Source organism: Nocardia sp. NPDC056100 (assembly GCF_042266325.1).
In the GTDB taxonomy this organism is placed as follows: Bacteria; Actinomycetota; Actinomycetes; order Mycobacteriales; family Mycobacteriaceae; genus Nocardia.
Window position 1 is genome coordinate 942,256 of record NZ_JBHJVY010000001.1, and the last position, 20,109, is coordinate 962,364.

Genomic DNA, 20,109 nt, shown 5'->3' on the forward strand with positions numbered 1-20,109 from the left:
ATGAGTGAACAGGTATCGCTCGGCGCGATCCAGGAAACGCTGTTGATTCCGCTCTACGGCCGGGCGCAGGACGCGCGGCGGGGAAAGAGTGTGCTCTCCGATCGCAAGGCGATCGAACTCACCGAATCCATCGACTACGACTTCAGCAAATTCCGCGGCCCGTCGCTCGGCGGTTCGGTACTGCGGGCCTCCATCTTCGACGAGTACGTTCGCGAGTTCCTGCGCGAACATCCGTCGGGCACCGTGGTCGATCTGGGCTGCGGCCTCTCGACCCGGTTCGATCGGCTCGACAATGGCCGCCTGCACTGGATCGACCTCGATGTCGAGGACACCATGGCGTTGCGGCGCAAGCACTTCGAGGATTCCGAGCGATACACCATGATCACCGGATCGATCTTCGATACCGACTGGTTCAGCGCGGTGGCCGAACGCCCCGGCCCGGTATTCCTGCTGAGCGAGGCCGTACTGCTCTACTTCCCGGCCGAACGGGTGCAGTCCACCCTGAGCCGAATCGCGAAGCAATTCCCTTCCACACCTTTGGCTTTCGATACCGGCGGCGCGTTCATGATGCGCAGTCAGGACAGCAATCCCGTGTTCAAGGCCGTCACCGCCCGGATGGAATGGATCTGCGACGATCCGAAAACCCTGGAGCAGTGCGGTTTACAGCTGCGCGAATCCCGAACCTTCGCGCAGCCGCAACCTTCGGTCGTCCGTACCTGGCCGCTCCAGTACCGCCTGGCCGCGAAGCTGCTGGGCCGGACGGCCCCGGTCACCACCTACAAACTCAACCTCTTCACCACCGCGTCCGGATAAGCCGCGATTCCAGGATCGGACCGATCTCGGCGGCCTTGTCCGCGTGCAGCATTCCGGTATGCCACGCGTCGATCGCGATCTGATCGATGCGCCCGGTGATGTGCTCGCGCCAGATCTCCGGGAATCGGTCCCGCCCGGTCTCCCTGCCAGCAGTGAGCAGCAGCGCGTCGCCCGCGAAGCAACCGGGTTGGTACGGAAGCGGTTTCGAGAAGCTCTCCACCACTCGCCGGACCTGTTCCGGCGCGAGGATGCCCGCCTCGCCGATGCGATCCGAGAGCAGGGCGTAGAACTCGTCCAGATTGTCGATCTCGGGTACCTCATCCAGTTTCAGCACATCGCGCCAGCCGCCGAGAATGCGGGCGACCGCCTTGACCACTTCGTGCTGTTCGGGTTCGGCGGTGTCACCCGCCCCCGATTCCGGACTGGCATCGACCAGTGCGAGCAGTCCGACCTCATGTCCCAGTTCGCGCAGTCGCACCGCCATGGCGTGTGCGATCTGCCCGCCCAGCGACCAGCCCACCAGGTGGTAGGTGGTGTCCGGGAATTGCTCCAGCAGTTCGCGCACGTACCGATCGGCGTACGCGCCAACCGATTCCAGCCGCGACTCGCCCGCCACGATATGCGGGTCCTGGAAGCCGTAGACCGGGCGATCGGCGTCGAGATGACCGACCAGCGACCCGTACACCCAGGCCAGACCGCCGCCCGGATGGACACAGAACAGCGGTGCGCGGCTGCCCGCGGACCGCAGCGGGGTCAGCACGCCCAGCGAGATATTCAGCTCGTCCGAGCTGCCCAGGTCGCGGGCCAGCGCCGCGGGTGTGGCATCGGAGAACAGCCTGCTGGGTTGCAGCTGCCTGCCGGTGCGCGAGTGCAGGAGCGAGACGACCTGTACCGCACTGAGTGAATTGCCGCCCAGGGCGAAGAAGTCATCGTCCGCGCCGATTCGATCTTCTCCGAGCACTTCCGCGAACACCTGCGCCACCAGCTCCTCGGCCGGTGTCGACGGTGCGCGGAAGGTCCGCGCCGGAAAGACCGGTTCCGGCAGTCGCCGCCGGTCGATCTTGCCGGTCGCGGTGAGCGGGAACTCATCGAGCACCAGCACCACGTCGGGGACCATATAGCCCGGCAAGCGCTGCGCCACAGCACTTCTGGCCTGCGCCGGATCCACCGAACACTCCGGCCGCGCCACCGCGTAGGCCACCAGGCGCACCTCGGATTCCGCACCTCCGGCCGGGGTGTGCGCGACCACGATCGCCTGTTCGACATCCGGCAGATCGCACAGTGCGGTCTCGACCTCGCCGAGTTCCAATCGCTGCCCGCGCACCTTGATCTGGAAGTCCGACCGGCCTACGAAAGCCAAAGTCCCGGCACTGGAACCTGATTCACCCGTCTCGGCGTCAGCGACCCAGCGCACCAGATCGCCGGTCCGGTACAGCCGATCACCCAGTGCGCCGAAGGGATCGGCCACGAATCGGGCCGCGGTGAGTCCCGCCCGGCCCCGATATCCCCGGGCCACAGCGGAACCCGAGATATAGAGCTCACCGACCACACCGGCCGGAACCGGGCGCAGCCATGAATCCAGCACCGCCACTCGCACATCGGCGATCGGACCGCCGATATCCACCGCTCGCCCCGGTACGAGTTCGGTACCGGTCACCCAGATCGTCGCCTCGGCCGGACCGTACAGGTTGTGTACGCGCCGCAGCCCGGCCGCATCGGTGCCGGACCAGCGCGACACCAGTTGCGGTGAACAGCGGTCGCCTCCGGTCAGCACCACCCGCAGCGCGTCGAGTCCCTCGGTCTCCATCGATACCGCCACGGACGGCGTCAGGAAGGCGTGGGTGATGCGCTGTTCGCGCAGCAACTCCCGAAGCGGTTGCCCACCATAGGTATCCGGCGGTGCGATGACCAGCGTGGCCGCCGCGTCGGTGGCCAGCAGTAACTCCAGAATCGCGGCGTCGAAGGTGCGCGCCGCGACCCCGAGCATGCGGGAGTCACGACCGAGGGCACCGCGCAAGCGGCCGTCGGCCACGATCGCCGCCACACCGGCATACGTGACCTCGACGCCCTTGGGCTCTCCGGTCGAGCCCGAGGTATACACGACGTAGGCGGTGTTCTCGGTGCGGACCGGAGGCCGATCGGCCGACCGCACTGCGTCTCGCGCGGACCGTTCCGCATCGTCGAGCGTCAGCCAGGTCACCTCGTCACCCGGCAGCGCCTGCCGATATCGATCGGCCGTAATACCAACTCGCGCACCGGAATCAACGCACACGAACCGGTTCCGCTCCACCGGGTGGCCCGGATCGACCGACACGAATGCCGCACCGGTCTTGATGACCGCCCATACCGCCGTCACCCAGGCTGCGGAGCGCGGCAGACCCACCACGACCACCGATTCGAGTCCGACGCCGCGGTCTATCAGCAAGCGCGCCAGCTGATCCGAGTCGTCATCGAGCTGCCGATAGGTGATCCGGAGCCGCCCGTCGACTACCGCGTCACCCGCCGGATTAGCGGTCACCGCGCCCGCCAGCAAGCCGGGCAGGGTCACTGCGCCGGTGCCGGACTCGACAATGCGACCGGTACCCCAGTCGTCGAGCAAGCGCAGCCGTTCCCGCGCGGAAACCACCTCGATATCCCGCACGCGCACACCGGGATCGGCGGCAATCGCCGCCAAGACCACCCGCAGTCGCTCGGCGAACGCGGCAATGGTGGCCGGATCGAAAAGCTCTGCGGCATAGCTGATGCCGATCGGCATCGCGCCGGTCGCATCGGGAGTATCGGTGAGGGTCAGGCTCAGATCGAAGCGCTCGACACCGATATCGGCCCCGGCGGCGGTCACCTCGATTCCGGGCAGGGTGACCGCCGCCGTCTCGAGATTGTGGAAGGCCAGCATCACCTGGAACAGCGGATGCCGCGCCTGACTGCGTGCCGGATCCACCGCCTCGACGACCTGCTCGAATGGAATCTCCGCGTGGGCGAACGCCGCCAGATCCGTCCCGCGCACGCCGGCCAGCAGCTCGGCGAACGACAGCGATTCATCGACGCGGGTGCGCAGCACCACGGTATTGACGAACATGCCGACCAGCTCGTCCAGCAGTGCCGAGCCGCGTCCGGCCACCGGGGTACCGACGGCGATATCGGCACTACCGGACAGGCGCGACAACACAATCGAGAGTGCGGCGTGCACGACCATGAAGACCGTCGCACCCCGCGCCCGGGCGAGCTCGTGCAGTCCGGTGACCGTCGCCGCGTCCACCGCGAATTCGTACCGCGCACCGCGATGCGAGGCGATCGGCGGACGCGGCCGGTCCACGGGCAGTTCCAGCACGTCGGGCAGATCGCGCAGTTGCTCGGTCCAGTAGTCGAGCTGACCGGACAGCACCGATCCCGGATCATCGGCCGCCCCGAGCGATTCCCGCTGCCACAGCGCGTAATCCACGTACTGCACCGGAAGATCGACCCACTCCGGCTGCCGCCCCGCACTTCTGGCCGAATAGGCCGACGCCAGATCACGCGACAGCGGCCCCATCGAGAAACCGTCGGCGCTGATGTGGTGCACCGCGAATACCAGCACGTATTCCCGCGGACCGACCGACAGCAGCCGGGCTCGCACCGGAACCCGCTGTGCCACATCGAATCCCATGGCCACCACGGCCGCGACCGCATCACGCAGCCCGGCCTCGGTCACAGATTCCGGGGTGAGGTCGACATCGACGGCGGCCAGGTCAGTCACCGGCAGCACCAACTGATACGGCACCCCGTCCACATCCGGATACCGGGTGCGCAGGACCTCGTGCCTGGCGAGCACATCCCACATCGCCGCGGTCAGCGCGGGCACATTCAGCTCGCCAGACAATCGCAGCACCAGCGGAATGCTGTACGCCACCGAGTTCGGCGCGAACCTGTTCACGAACCACATGCGCTGCTGTGCGAAGGACAGCGGCACCCGTTCGGGCCGTGACCACCGCGCCAGCTTCGGTCCGGTCTCCCGGCCGATGGATTCCGCCGTCCGAGTTGCCAGCAGCGCCGCGAGCTCTTCGACCGAGGGCCGGTCGAAAACGTCACGCACGCTCACCGGAACACCTGCGCCGTCCGCGAGCCTGGCCGCGAATCGCGTGGCGGACAAGGAGTTTCCGCCCAGACCGAAGAAATCGTCATCGAGGCCGACCCGTTCCGCACCGAGCACCTCGGCGACGACCTCCGCCACGAGTCGTTCGGTCCGGGACGCGGGCGCGCGATAATCCACCCGGGCCAGGACTGCTTCGGGCAGCGCCCCGCGATCCACCTTCCCGCTGCTGTTCAGCGGCATCTCATCGAGCACCACGACCACATCGGGCACCAGGTAGGAGGGCAACCGCTCCCCCAGTGATCGCCTGATCTCGGCGGGTTCGACCACGCATCCGGGCGCGCCGACGACATATCCGGCCAACTGAGTGCCCGTCTCCAGCGAAAGCACCGCCACCACCGCGTGATCGACCTCCGGCAGTTCGGTGAGTGCGGTCTCGATCTCGCCCGGTTCGATGCGCTGACCGCGCACCTTCACCTGGAAGTCGGACCGCCCGAGGTAGGTCAGCACCCCCGCACCGGAATCGCCGCTCTCCCAGCGCACCAGATCTCCGGTCCGGTACAACCGATCACCCGGCGCACCGAACGGGTCGGCGATGAACCGCGACGCGGTCAAACCCGCCCGGCCCCGATATCCGCGCGCCACACCGGAACCCGAGACGTAGAGCTCACCGGCGACCCCTGCGGGCACCGGGCGCAGCCACGCGTCCAGCACCACCGCGCCGGCACCGGCGATCGGTGCGCCGATGGTGACCGGATCCCCGTCGCGCAGGTCCGGACTGCCGGTCACCCAGATGGTTGCCTCGGCGGGACCGTACAGATTGTGCACGCGGCGAGCGCTCGCATGATCGGTACGCGACCAGCGCGAAACCAGTGCGGGCGGGCAGCTTTCACCGGCAGCGATCAGCACCGCCAGCTCATCCAGGCCCGCCGGATCCAGCCCGGCCACCACGCTCGGAGTGAGCACTGCATGGGTGACGCTCCACTCGCGCAGCAGTTCGGCGAGGGGTTCCGCGCCGAACACATCCGGTGGCGCGATAACCAGTGCGGCACAACCCGATACCGCCAGCAGCAGTTCGAACACCGCCGCGTCGAAGGTGCGAGCCGCCACGCTCAGCACCCGGGAATCCGGGCGCACCGCGAAGCGCCGCCGCTGTGCACCGCACACGCCCGCCAGCCCGGTATGCGAGAGCTCGACGCCCTTGGGTCGACCGGTCGATCCCGAGGTGTAGATGATGTACGCCGCGTTCCGAACACGCAGTACGCCGGATCGGTCGGCATCGGTCACCGTGGTGGACGGCAAGTGCTCGATTCGCGCCGCCACGCCCGAATCATCGAGCGCTATCCAGCGAATGCCGTCCTCCGGCAACGCGGTAATGTGGCTCGCCATCGTAATTCCTACTCGCGCGCCGGAATCCGCGCAGAAGAATCGATTGCGATCCAGCGGGTGCGCGGGGTCCACGGGCAGGAACGCCGCACCGGCTTTGGTGACCGCCCAGAGCGCGAGCACCCACTCCAGCGATCGCGGCACCGCGATCGCCAGCACATCCTCCGGACCCGCGCCCTGTTCGATCAGGTACCGCGCCAGCCGATTCGAGCGCTCATCCAGCTCCCGGTAGGACATACGACGTTGACCGTCGATCACCGCGTCACCGTCGGGATTGTGAGCCACCGCGGCCGCCAGCAGGTCCGGCAGGGTGACCGCGCCCGCCGACGCCTCGATACCGAGGAACGATTCGATATCGCGGACCCGACCCCAGTCGCGCAATCGCGTTCGCTCGGGCGCTGACAGCGCATCGATATCCCACACTCGCGCAGCGGGATCGGCGATGAGCGAACCGAGTATCGACCGCAGCCGCGCGCCCACTTCATCGATGCGCGGGGCGTCGAATACATCCGACCGGTACTGGAGCCGAACGCGCAGCGTCTCGCCGAGCATGACGGTGCAGGACAGCGGGTAGTGCGTGGAGTCCGTGCCCACCACGGCCGTCAGTTCCAGCTCACCGAGGCCGCTGGTCTGCCGAAGATTGTGCACGTCAACGGGATACGACTCGACGACCATCAAGGTGTCGAACAGATTGTCGCCGGCTGTGACCGCGTGGATATCGGTCAGGCCGAGGTGATGGTGGTCCAGCAATCGGGTCTGTTCATGCTGGATGCGCGTCCAGAGTTCGGTCACGCGCTCGGCGGGATCCAGGCGCACCCGGGTCGCGATGGTGTTGACGAACAATCCGATGGTGCGATCCGCGCCCGGCACATCGGCGGGACGGCCCGAGACCGTGGTGCCGAACACCACGTCACCGCGGCCGCAGGCGTGCCCGATCAGCAACGCCCACACCGATTGCAGGACGGTATTCACCGTCACCCCGGCCGCCGCCGCGGCGGCGGACAGCGCACCGGTGGCGGCGGCATCGAGTTCGATCGACCGATCCAGTACCGCCCCGGCGTGCGGGTCGAGTCCGGCGGGGCCCGCGATCAGGGTCGGTTCGGCCCCGGCGAGCGCCTCGGACCAGGCCGCCAGCGCGGCGGGCCGATCGCGAGTCGCCAACCAGGCCAGGAAATCCCGGTACGAACCGGCGGGCAGGCCCGGTTCCCCGCTGTACTGCGTGAACAGATCGGTGACCAGGACCGGCCAGGACCAGCCGTCCAGAATGAGGTGGTGATCGGTCAGCACGACCGCCCACTCCCCCGCCCCCAACCGCGCCACCGCACAGCGCAGCAGCGGTGCGGCGGTGAGGTCGAATCGGCGCGCCTTCTCGGCCGCCGCCAATTGCTCCAGCGCCTGGACCGGATCTGCGCTCGCGCTCAGATCCGAGATGTGCCAGGGCAATTCGGCGTGTTCGGACACCACCGCGACGCTGCGCCCGCTGCCGGTGGTGATGAACGCAGTGCGCAGACTCTCGTGCCGGTCCACCACGGCCGTGAGCGCCCGGTGCAGGCGTCCCGGATCCAGCGGGCCCGTCAGGCGCAGCACGACCTGCGCGGCATACACATCGGTCTCGGCGCTGCCGAGCAATTCGGTGTGGAAGAGCAGGCCCGCCTGCAACGGCGTCAGCGGGTGCACATCGGTCATCGCCGGATAGGCGCGTTCGAGCGCGGTGATATCGGACTGCGGCAGTCGCACCAACCCGAAGTCGGACGGCGAATGCCCACCCGCGCCGGGCATTTCGGCATGGTCGGCGATGGCGGTGAGCACCTGGGCCCACAGCTGTGCCAGTTCCTCCATCTCGGCGCGGTCGAGCAGGGTGCTCGGGAATCGCACGCTGGCCAGCAGCCGGTCGTCGATGACGATCGCGGAGACATCGAGGGCCACCGTCACCGGGATCTCCGGATCCACCGCCACATCCAGGTCGCCGAGTCCGCCGTCGACGCCCGATCCCGAGACCCGGCCCAGGTAGTTGAATCCGATTCGCCCGGGCATCCGATCCGGCAGCGCGGCGGCGGTCTCGGGATTGAGATAGCGCAGCATCCCGTAGCCGATACCCTTGTCCGGCAGCGAGTTCAGCGTCTCCTTGACCGACAGCACGGCGGTCCGCACCGCGTCACCGCCCGCCGCGACCGCATCGGGGTCGATGCCGGACAGGTCGAAACGCACGGGGAACATCGTGGTGAACCAGCCGACGGTGCGGGACAGTTCGGCACCGCCGATCACCTGTTCCTCACGACCGTGTCCCTCCAGGCGAATCAGCACCGAGGACTCGCTCAGGCCCCGGCGTGCCCGCCAGATCCGCACGGCCACCACCAATCCGGTGAGCAGACCGGCATTGACGCCGCCGTGGAAGAGCGCCGGAACCCGTCCGGTCAGCGCACGGGTCACCGATTCGGAGAGCTGGAATCCGGCCTGCTCGAGCGTGGCGGCGGTATCGATCGCCGGATCGAGTGCGCGCCCACCCCAGTGCGGATCGGCACCGGTGACCATGCGCTGCCAGAGTTCGAGTTCGGCCACTCGTTCGGGTGCCGCCGCAGCGGCCGCGAGCCCGTGCGCCCAACGGCGCACCGAGGTGCCGACCGGAGCGAGCTCCGGGGAGCCACCCGCTCGCACCTGTTCGAAGGCGGACATCAGGTCCGGTGCCAGGATTCGCCAGGACACACCGTCGATGACCAGATGGTGTGCCGCCACGATCAACCAGCCGGGCGTCTCACCCTCGGGATCGATCCAGGTGAATCGCACCATCGCACCGGCGGCCGGATCCAGGCGGCGCACGGCCGAATTGAGTTCCGCCGCGGCCACCACGGTCGCATCGGCGTCAGCGGCGATCACCACGCGGTGCAGTGCCGCCGCGGCGTCCACACTGCCCGGCGGCGTCACCACCAGCGACGCGGTATCGCCGCTGCCCTCGAGTCGCGATCGCAGCATGTCGTGCCGGTCCAGCAGTGCCGCCACGCACGCCGTCAGTCCGGCCTCGTCCATATCGGCCGGGAGTCGCAACACCACATGCTGTTCGAAGGTGCGGAATCCCTTACCCCACTCCACCATCCAGCGCGCCACCGGCAGTAGCGGCTGATCGCCGACCCCGCCGCCCGCCAGTTCCGGCACCGTCCCGGACCCGTCCGCGTCGACGGCCTGGGCGATCGCTGCCAAACGCGCTGCGGTGCGCTGTTCGAAGACATCGCGCGGTCCGAAGACCACCCCGAGCGCCCGCGCCTTGGCCACGACCTGGATGGAGATGATGGAATCGCCGCCGAGCGCGAAGAAGTCGTCGTCCACGCCCACCCGTTCCAGGCCGAGCACCGCGGTGAACGCCTCGGTGATGACCCGTTCGAACGGTGTTGCGGGCAAACGGAATTCCCGCTCGGGGAAGACCGGTTCCGGCAGCGCCCGCCGATCGATCTTGCCGCTCACGGTCAACGGCAGTTCGGGCAGTACGAGCACCAGATCGGGCACCATGTACCCGGGCAGGCGCACGGCCACCGATTCGCGCACCCGCGCCGGATCGGCTGTGCGGCCGGCCTCGGCGACCACGTACGCGACCAGTCGCGCACCTCCGGTCTCGGAGGTATGGACGGTCACGACGGCTTGGTCGATGCCATCGACGGCGGTCAGGGCCGCTTCTACCTCCCCCGGCTCCAGCCGCTGCCCGCGCACCTTAACCTGGAAGTCGGCGCGGCCGATGAACTCCAATACGCCGGTGCCCGAACCGGATTCGCCCGGTACCCAGCGCACCATATCGCCGGTCCGGTAGAGCCGGTCCCCCGGTCCGCCGAACGGATCGGCCACGAAGCGGGTGGCGGTGAGCGCCGACCGGCCCCGATAACCCCGTGCCACACCGGAACCCGAGACATACAGCTCACCCGCCACACCCGGGGGCACCGGGCGCAGCCACGCGTCGAGCACCGCCACCCCGGCACCGGCGATCGGGGTGCCGATCACCACGGGACGACCGGGCAGCAGTTCGGCGGCCGTCGCCCAGATGGTCGCCTCGGCCGGACCGTACAGGTTGTGCAGTGCGCGCCCGCCCGTACCGGACCAGCGCGACACCAGTTGCGGCCCACAGCGATCACCGCCGGTCAGCACCACACGGAGTGCGTCGAGTCCGGACGGCTCCAGTGACAGCGCCACCGACGGCGTCAGGAACGCGTGCGTGATCCGCTGATCGCGGAGCAGCTCCCACAGTGGTTGTCCGCCATACACATCCGCCGGAGCCAGCACCAGGGCTCCGCCGCCGGACGCAGCCAGCAGCAATTCGAGAATCGCGGCGTCGAAGGTCCGCGCCGCCACACCCAGCACTCGCGCGTCCGCGTCGACCCGGCAGCGATGCACATGATCGGCCAGCAATGCCGCCAGCCCGGCATGGGTCACCTCGACGCCCTTGGGGCGACCGGTCGAGCCGGAGGTGTAGACGACGTACGCGGTATTGCTCGCGCGCGGCACCGTATCGGTCACCGGATCGTGCGAAAGCCGCCGCATGCGCAGGGTCACGGCCGGATCGTCCAGCACCAGCCACGGCAGATCCTCCCAGGGCAATCCCTCGCCCTGAGCCTCGGTCGTAATACCGAGCCGCGCACCGGAATCCGCGCACAGGTAGTGATTGCGCTCCAGCGGATGCGCCGGATCCACCGAGACGAAGGCCGCCCCGGTCTTGGCGACCGCCCATACCGCGAGCACCCACTCCAGCGAGCGTGGCACGCCCACGGCGACGACGGATTCGACACCGACGCCGCGTTCGATCAGCAGGCGCGCCAGTCGATTCGAATCGGCATCGAGCTTCCGATAGGACATCCGCCGGGCACCGTCGACCACCGCGTCGCCCTCCGGGTTCGCGGCCACCGCGGCGGCCAGCACACCGGGCAATGTCCGGCCGCCGGAGATCATTTCGCCGTCCTCGAGCATGGCGAGGTCGAGATCGGCCAGGTCATTGCGGCCCCACTCGTACAGCAGCCGCTGTCGCTGCGGTGCGGGCAGGGTTCCGACCTCGCGCACGGCGGTGCCGGGAGCGCTCGCGATCACCCGCAGCACCTCGCGCAGTCGTTCGGCGAGGACCGCGATGGTGGCCGCGTCGAACAGCTCCGAGCGGTATTGCAGCCGGATGCGCAGGGTGTCCTGGAGCACCGCGGTGCAGGTCAGCGGATAGTGCGTGGAATCCGCCGCGGTCACCCCGAGAAGTTCGAGGTTGCCGTGACCGGCCGCGTGTTCGATATCGCGCATATCGACGGGGTAGGACTCGAGCACCATGATGGTGTCGAAGAGACTGTCATGACCTGTGCGCGTGTGGATTTCGCGCAGCCCGAGGTGATGGTGGTCCAGCAGGGCCGCCTGTTCGGTGTGGATGCGCGCCCAGAGTTCGGCGACGGTCTCGGCCGGGGCCAGCCGCACCCGGGTCGGAATCGTATTGATGAACAGGCCGATGGTGCGATCGGCGGCCGGGAGTTCACCGGGCCGCCCGGATACGGTCGCGCCGAAGACGATATCGGTGCGGCCGGTGAGCCCGGCCAGCATGATGGCCCAGGCCGATTGCAGCACGGTATTGACCGTCACCCCGGCGGTCGCTGCGGCAGCGGCCAGTTCCTGGGTTGCGGCGCTCTCGATGGTGAAGGACTGATCCGCCACCGCCGCCGCATCGCCGCCCGGTCCGGAGGTCCCGGCGATGAGCGTCGGTTCGACATCCTCGAGCGCTGCGCCCCAGGCGTCCAGTGCGGCCTCGCGATCACGAGTTGCCAACCACGCCAAGAAGTCTCGATACGATCCGGCCGGGACGACCGGGGCCTCGCCCATGTAGGTGGCCAGCAATTCGGTCACCAGCAGCGGATACGACCAGCCGTCGAGGATGACGTGATGGTTGGTCAGGATCAGCGCCCAGTGCACCGCGGTCAATCGCGCCACGGTCAATCGGAGCAGCGGCGGCGCTTCGAGGTCGAAGGGGCGCGCCTGCTCCCGGGCGGCCAATTCGTCGAGCGCCCGCTCGGATTCGGCATACCTCCTGAGATCGACGACCTCCCAGGGCAATTCGAGATCGTCGCAGACCACCGCGATATTCGTGCCGCCGACGGCGGTGAAGCCGGTGCGCAGACCATCGTGCCGCCGCAGTACCGCCGTCGCGGCCGTCCGCAGCCGTTCGAGATCGAGATCGCCGGACAGATGCAGAATCAATTGCGCGACATAGGCATCGGTTTCGGCGTGCGCATCGGCGAGCTGCGCGTGGAAGAGCAGTCCCGCCTGCAACGGGGTCACCGGCCACACATCGGACAGCGCCGGATACGCGCGTTCGAGGGCGATCACCTCGGACTGGGTCACCTCGACCGCACCGAAGTCCGAGGGCGAATGCCCACCCGCGCCGGGGGTTTCGGCGTGCGCGGCGATCGCGGTCAGCACCCGCGTCCACAGCTCGGCCAGCTCGCGCACCTCATCCGCCGCGAGCAGGGTGCCCGGGTAGCGGAAGCTCGCGCGCAGACCATCCTCGACCACGATGGCGGAGATGTCCACCGCGACCGTCACCGGCATATCCGGATCGGGCGCGGCGGTCAGCTCACCGAGCCCGCCGTGCACGCCGCCCATACCGTCGGTATCGGCCGCGCCGATCTGCCCGAGGTAGTTGAACCCGATCCGCCCGGGCATGGCATCCGGCAGCAGGGCCGCGGTCTCGGGATTGAGGTATCGCAGCAGTCCGTAGCCGATTCCCTTGTCCGGCAGCGAGTTCAGGGTCTCCTTGACCGCCAGTACGGCCGCGGATACGGCCGCATCACCCGCCGCGACGGCTTCGGCGTCGATATCGGACAGATCGAACCGCACCGGGAACATGGAGGTGAACCAGCCCACCGTGCGCGAGAGGTCCGCGCCGGGGGCGAGTCCTTCCTCACGGCCGTGGCCCTCCAGTCGCACCAGCACCGACGGTTCGTCGATACCGCGCCGGGACCGCCACAACCGCACGGCCACCGCCAGACCCGCGAGCAGGCCGTCGTTCACCCCGCCGTGGAATATCGCCGGAACCCGGGAAAGCAGTGTGCGCGTGACCGATTCCGGCAGGCGCACCTCGAGCTGTTCGAGGGTGGCGGCGGTATCGATGGCCGGATCCAGTTCGCGCCCACCCCAGTACGGGTCCGGACCGACGGCCATGCGCTGCCACAGTTCGAGCTCACGCACGCGCGCGGGTTCGATCGCCGCATCGGCCAGCGCGTGCGCCCAGCGGCGCATCGAGGTGCCCACCGGCGGCAGTTCCGGGACCGCACCCGATACGGCCTGTTCGAGCGCGGATACGAAGTCCGGCAGCAGTATTCGCCAGGAGACGCCGTCGACCACCAGGTGATGGGCGACCAGTATCAGCCAGCCGGGTGCGCCATCGGCGGGCTCGAGCCAGACGAACTGCGTCATCGTGCCATCCGACGGATTCAGGCGGCTCACTGCCGAATCCAGCTGTGCGGCAGCGGCTGCCGTCACATCGGTACCGGAGTCGAGCACCTGCCGATGCACGGCGGGGAGCACGCTGCCCGCCGGGCGTACGATCATCGACCATTCGCCGTCGCCGCGCAGCAGGCGCGAACGCAGCATGTCGTGCCGATCCAGCAGTGCAGCGGCCGCGACGTTCAGAGCCGCCTCGTCCACACCGGCGGGCAAACGCAGCACCACATGCTGTTCGAAACGATCGAACCCGGTGCCCCACTCGGCCATCCACCGGGCGACGGGCAGCAGCGGGAGTTCCCCCGTGCCCGCGCCCGGCAGTTCGGCCAGGCGGTCGAGTGCTTCGGCACTCGACGCGATGGCGGCCAGTCGCGCGGCGGTGCGCTGTTCGAACACATCGCGCGGCCCGAACACCACACCCAGCGCACGCGCCTTGGCCACCACCTGAATCGAGACGATCGAATCACCGCCGAGCACGAAGAAATCATCGTCCGCGCCGACCCGCGCGAGGCCCAGCACCTCGGCGAAGACCCCGGCCACCAGTTCCTCGGCCCGTGAGGAGGGCGCGCGGAATTCGCGTTCCGGGAACACCGGTTCCGGCAGGGCCCGCCGATCGGCCTTGCCGCTGGCGGTCAACGGCAGCTCATCGAGCACCGTCACCACATCGGGCACCATGTACCCCGGCAGCCGCTCACCGACCGCCTGAACGATCCCCGTCGGATCGACCGTCCGGCCCGCGGCGGCGACCACATACGCCACCAAACGAGCACCGGCGGAATCGTCGGCACCGGCGGTGTGCACCAGGACGACCGCCTGCGCGACGCCGTCCACCGCACAGAGCGCGGCCTCCACCTCGCCCAATTCCAATCGCTGCCCGCGCACCTTCACCTGGAAGTCGGCGCGGCCGACGAACTCCAGAACGCCTGCGCTGGTGCCGGACCCGTCGATGGTCCAGCGCACCAGGTCACCGGTGCGGTACAGCCGTCCGCCCGCCGCACCGAAGGGATCGGCGACGAATCGACCGGCGGTCAATCCGGCCCGGCCTCGATATCCGCGCGCCACACCGTCGCCCGATACGTACAGCTCACCCACCACGCCCACCGGGACGGGGCGCAGCCACGCGTCGAGCACCCGTGCGCGGATTCCGTCGATACCCGACCCCAGGGTGATCGGCTCGCCGACCCGCAGTTCGCGGCTGATCATGGTGAGGATGGTGGCTTCGGAAGGACCGTAGGTATTGAAGAATTCGCGCGCACCCGCGGCGTCGGTCCGGGACCAGCGCGACACCAGCGGCGATGCGAAGTGTTCACCGCCGACGGTGAGGATTCGCAGCGCATCCAACCCGTCCGGATCGACCGATGCGGCCACGGCGGGCGTGAGGAACGCGTGCGTGATGTGTTGTTCTCGCATCAACCGAGCCAGCAGCGGGCCGCCATAGCTGTCGTCCGGTGCGATGACGAGTGCGGCGCCCGCCGGGACCACGAGCAGGAATTCGAGCAGGGCGGCGTCGAAAGTGCGTGCGGCAACGGCCAATACCCGCGAATCGGCCTCGACCCGGTACTGCCGCGATTGCGCGGCAGCTACGGCGGCCAGCCCGGCATGGGTGGTCTCGACCCCCTTGGGCTGTCCGGTGGAGCCGGAGGTGTAGACGATGTAGGCGGTATTGCCCACCCGCAGCGCGCCATGGCGATCCGCGTCGGTCATCGGGGTTTTCGGGTACTGCCGGACATAGGCGATGACGGTGGGGTCGTCGAGGAGCAGCCACGTGACACCGTCCCGGGGCAGGGTCCCCGTGCGGTCGACGAGCGTAATCCCTTCCAATACAGCGGAATCGGCGCACATGAAACTGTTCCGGTCGACCGGGTGTGCGGGATCGAGGGACAGGAATGCCGCTCCGGTCTTGCTGATCGCCCATACCGCGAGCACCCACTCCAGGGAGCGCGGCAGTGCGACCGCGAGCACGGACTCCGGCCCCGCGCCCCGCCCGATCAGGTAGCGGGCCAATTGATTCGACTGCTCGTCCAGCTCGCGGTACGAAATCCGGCGTTCACCGTCGATGACCGCGTAACCCTCGGGATTCGCGGCAACCGCAGCCGTCAGCAAGGTCGGCAGCGGCACCGGACCGGTGACGCCACCGAGCTCGACTACACCCTCGCCGCCCCAATCCCGCAGCAGCAGTGTGCGTTCGGCGGTCGAGAGAGTGTCGATTTCGCGCACGATGACACCGGGATCGGTGGTGATCGCGCGGAGCATCCGGTGCAGTCGATCCGCGAACGTCACGATCATGCCGGGGTCGAAAAGATCTGTGGCATAGCTGATATGGACCGGGATCGCCCCATTGCCATCGGGCGCATCGGTCAGGGTCACCGTCAGATCGAATCGTTCGACACCGGTTTCCGCACCGGACGGCGTCACCTCGAGGCCGGGCAGGGTAAGGGCGTCGGGATCGAGATCGTGGAAGGCGAGCATGACCTGGAACAGCGGGTTGTGCGCCTGACTGCGCACCGGATCGAGCGCCTCGACCACCTGCTCGAAGGGAATCTCCGCGTGCGCGAAGGCATCCAGATCCACACCTCGAACGCGCGCGAGCGATTCGGTGAAGGACAGCGCTTCGTCGATGCGGGTCCGGAGCACGACGGTATTGACGAACATGCCGACCAGATCGTCCAGCAGTGCCGAACCGCGTCCGGCGACCGGTGTGCCGATCGCGATATCCGTGCTGTTCGCCGCACGCGACAGCACGATCGCCAGTGCGGTGTGGAAGACCATGAACACCGTCGCGCCCTGCGCGCGGGCGATACCGTGCAGCCCGGCGACGACCTCGGGCTCCAGCGTGAAACCGTATGCCGCACCGCGATGCGAGGCGACCGCCGGGCGCGCCCGATCCACCGGCAGTTCGAGCACCTCCGGCAGGTCCCGCAGCTGCGCGGTCCAGTAGCCGAGCTCACGGGACACCAGCGATTCCGGATCATCCTGCGATCCCAGCAACTCCCGCTGCCACAGCGCGTAATCCGCGTACTGCACCGGCAGTGCGGCCCAATCCGGTTGCCGCCCAGCGGACCTGGCGCTGTAGGCGGCCGCCAGATCCCGCGCCAGCGGGGCCATCGAGACACCGTCGGCGCTGATGTGGTGCACCACCAGCACCAGTACGAACTGGTCCGGCCCGATCCTCAGTAGGCGGGAGCGCAATGGAATCCGCTGCGCCACATCGAATCCCGCCGAGACGACGGCATCGATAGCGGCGGTCAACTCGTGTTCCGCGACCGACCGCGGGGTCAGATCCACATCCACCGCGTCCGCCATGTCGGCGACCGGCACCACGACCTGATGCGGTACGCCGTCCACATCCGGGTACCGGGTGCGCAGAACTTCGTGGCGGGTGAGCACATCCCCGATGGCGGCCGACAGCGCCGCCACGTCCAGCGCGCCGGACAGTCGCAGCACCAGCGGAATGCTGTACGCCGCGGATTCGGGTGCGAATCGGTTCACGAACCATATGCGCCGCTGGGCGAACGACAGCGGCACCCGTTCCGGGCGCGCCCACGGCCGCAGCAGCACGCCGTCCGCGCCCGACTCCCGGGCCGCCAGCAGTGCGGCCAGCTCACCCACCACCGGGGCGGTGAACACATCGCGCACGGTCACCGGGACGCCCGTCGCCGCCGCGAGGCGCGCCGACAAACGCGTCGCCGCAAGCGAATTGCCGCCGAGCGCGAAGAAGTCGTCGTCGAGCCCGGTCCGATCGACGCCGAGCAATTCGGTGCAGACACCGGCGACGATCTGTTCGAGCACCGTCGCCGGGGCGCGATAGGACGCACGCGGGAATACCGGGTCCGGCAGTGCCGTCTTATCCACCTTGCCGTTCATGGTCACCGGCAGCGCGTCCAGCACGGTGACCACGTCCGGCACCATGAATCCCGGCAACCGGTCGCTCAGCGCCCGCCGAATTCCGGCCGGATCCGCGACCCGGCCGGACTCGGCCACGACATATCCCGCCAGGCGCGCCGCGGCGTCATGCCCGTGGACCACGACCACCGCCTGCGCGATGCCCGCCAGATCGGTCAGCGCGGCTTCGACCTCTCCCGGTTCCAGCCGCTGTCCGCGCACCTTCACCTGGAAGTCGGCGCGGCCGACGAACTCCAATACGCCCGGCTCACCGTCGAATTCGGAGTGTTCGCCGCGCACCCAGCGCACGAGGTCGCCGGTCCGGTACAGCCGATCCCCCGGTTCGCCGAACGGATCGGCCACGAACCGCGCCGCCGTGAGTTCGGCGCGGCCCCGATAACCCCGTGCCACACCGGAACCCGAGACGTAGAGCTCACCCTCGACACCGGCCGGGACCGGGCGCAGCCACGAATCCAATACCACCGCGCCCATACCGTCGATGGCCGATCCCATGGTGACGGGATCACCCGCGCGCAGGTCCGGGCTGCCGGTCACCCAGATGGTCGCCTCCGCGGGGCCGTACAGATTGTGCACCCGGCGATGGCCCGCGCGGTCGGTGCGCGACCACCGCGATACCAGTGCGGGCGGGCAGCTTTCACCGGCGGCGATCAGCACCGCCAACTCATCCAGGCCCACCGGATCCAGCCCGGCCGCAACGCTCGGGGTGAGTACCGCATGGGTGATGCGCTGTTCCCTCAGCAGTTCGGTAAGAGGTTCCGCACCGAAGACATCAGGTGGCGCGATAACCATTGCGGCACAGCCCGATACCGCCAACAGCAGTTCGAACACCGCCGCGTCGAAGGTACGCGCGGCCACGCTCAGCACCCGGGAATCCGGACGCACCGCGAAACGCCGCCGCTGTGCACCGCACACACCCGCCAGCCCGGCATGGGTGACCTGCACGCCCTTCGGACGGCCCGTCGATCCGGAGGTGTAGACGACATAGGCGGTGCTCGCCAGCCGCACGGGTGCGCGCCGATCGGCGTCGGTCACCGAATCGCTCGCGCGCCGTTCGATATTCGCGGCGACCTCGGGATCGTCGACCACCAGCCAGGACACCTCCGCGCGCGGCAGCCGTGCCGCGTGCTCGGACGTGGTGAGGCCCAGGCGGACAATGGAATCCGCGCACATGAAGCTATTGCGGTCGATCGGATGCGCCGGGTCGAGGGACAGGAATGCCCCGCCGGTCTTCGCGATCGCCCATACCGCGATCACCCACTCGAGCGATCGTGGAACACCCACCGCGACAACCGTTTCCGCGCCGACACCCTGCGCGATGAGCTGCCGTGCCAGCCGATTCGAACGCTCGTCGAGTTCGCGATAACCGATCCGGCGCGTCCCGTCCACCACCGCTATGCCCTCGGGAGTGTTCGCCACGGCCGCGGCGAGCACCTCCGGCAGGGTCATGGCGGTCGCACCGGAGTCACCCCGCCCACGCTCGAGCAGGCGACGGCATTCGGAGCCGGACAGCGCACCGACCTCGCGCACCGGGATCGATGGATCGACGCTCATCGCGCGCACTATCGCGCGCAGGCGTTCGGCCACCGCCGTGACGGCGGCCGGATCGAAGACATCGGAGCGGTATTGCAGGCGGAACCGCAGACCGTCCTGAATGGTGACACTGCAGGTCAGCGGGTAGTGCGTGGAATCGGTCGCGTCCACGCCCGTGACCTCGAGGCCGCCGTCACCGGCGATCCCCCGAATATGCCGCATATCAAGGGGATAGGACTCGACGACCATGACGGTGTCGAACAGTCCGTCGGTGCGGTGCAGCGCATGGATATCGGTGAGCGCGATGTGATGGTGATCCAGCAGCGCCGCCTGTTCGCGATGCAGTCGCGACCAGAGCCCGGCGGCGGTCTCGTTCGGCCGCATGCACACGCGGGCCGGAATGGTGTTCACGAACAGGCCGATGGTGCGATCGGCGGCGGGCAGTTCGGCGGGACGGCCGGATACCGTCATACCGAAGACGACATCGGTCCGGCCGCTCAAACCCGCCAGCACCATGGCCCAGGCCGATTGCAGCACCGTGCTCACCGTGACACCGGCGACGGCGGCGGCCGCCGCGAGATCCTGTGCGCCCGCCGCATCGATCTCCAGCCATTCCTGCATGACCGCGCCGGTACCGGGCCGGTCGGCGACCAGGGTCGGTTCGACGCCGCCGAGGGCCTGTGCCCAGGCCGCCAGGCCCGCTTCGCGATCACGAGTCGCCCACCACGACAGGAAATCCCGATACGATCCGGGCGTCGGGACCGAACCGCCGCCGTAGCGGGTGAACAGGTCCGTGACCAGCAGCGGGTAGGACCAGCCGTCGAGAATCAGGTGATGGTTGGTCAGGATCAACGCCCACTGGTCAGCGCCCAGTTCGGCCACGGTGAAGCGCAGCAGCGGCGGTCGCGCCGGGTCGAAGCGGCGCGCCTTATCCGTGGCGGCCAAATCCGCCAGTGCGCGCGCCG

At 68.7% G+C, this 20,109-nt stretch carries 2 protein-coding genes (1 of these 2 only partly in view); one reads left to right on the top strand and one right to left on the bottom strand.

Features of this window, described 5'->3' with window-relative positions; all coding sequences use genetic code 11:
- Entirely contained in the window at nt 1–813 is an 813-nt protein-coding gene (locus ACFC0O_RS04430; protein ID WP_375953759.1) for a class I SAM-dependent methyltransferase, read from the top strand.
- On the opposite strand, the gene ACFC0O_RS04435 is transcribed toward ACFC0O_RS04430, so the two are convergent.
- Nucleotides 794–20,109: the 3' portion of a non-ribosomal peptide synthase/polyketide synthase gene (locus tag ACFC0O_RS04435; protein ID WP_375955938.1), read on the bottom strand. Its footprint extends 9,139 nt past the window's final position; only the last 19,316 of its 28,455 coding nucleotides appear in the window; its start codon lies beyond the right edge, outside the window; its stop codon occupies nt 794–796. The genes ACFC0O_RS04430 and ACFC0O_RS04435 overlap by 20 nt on opposite strands.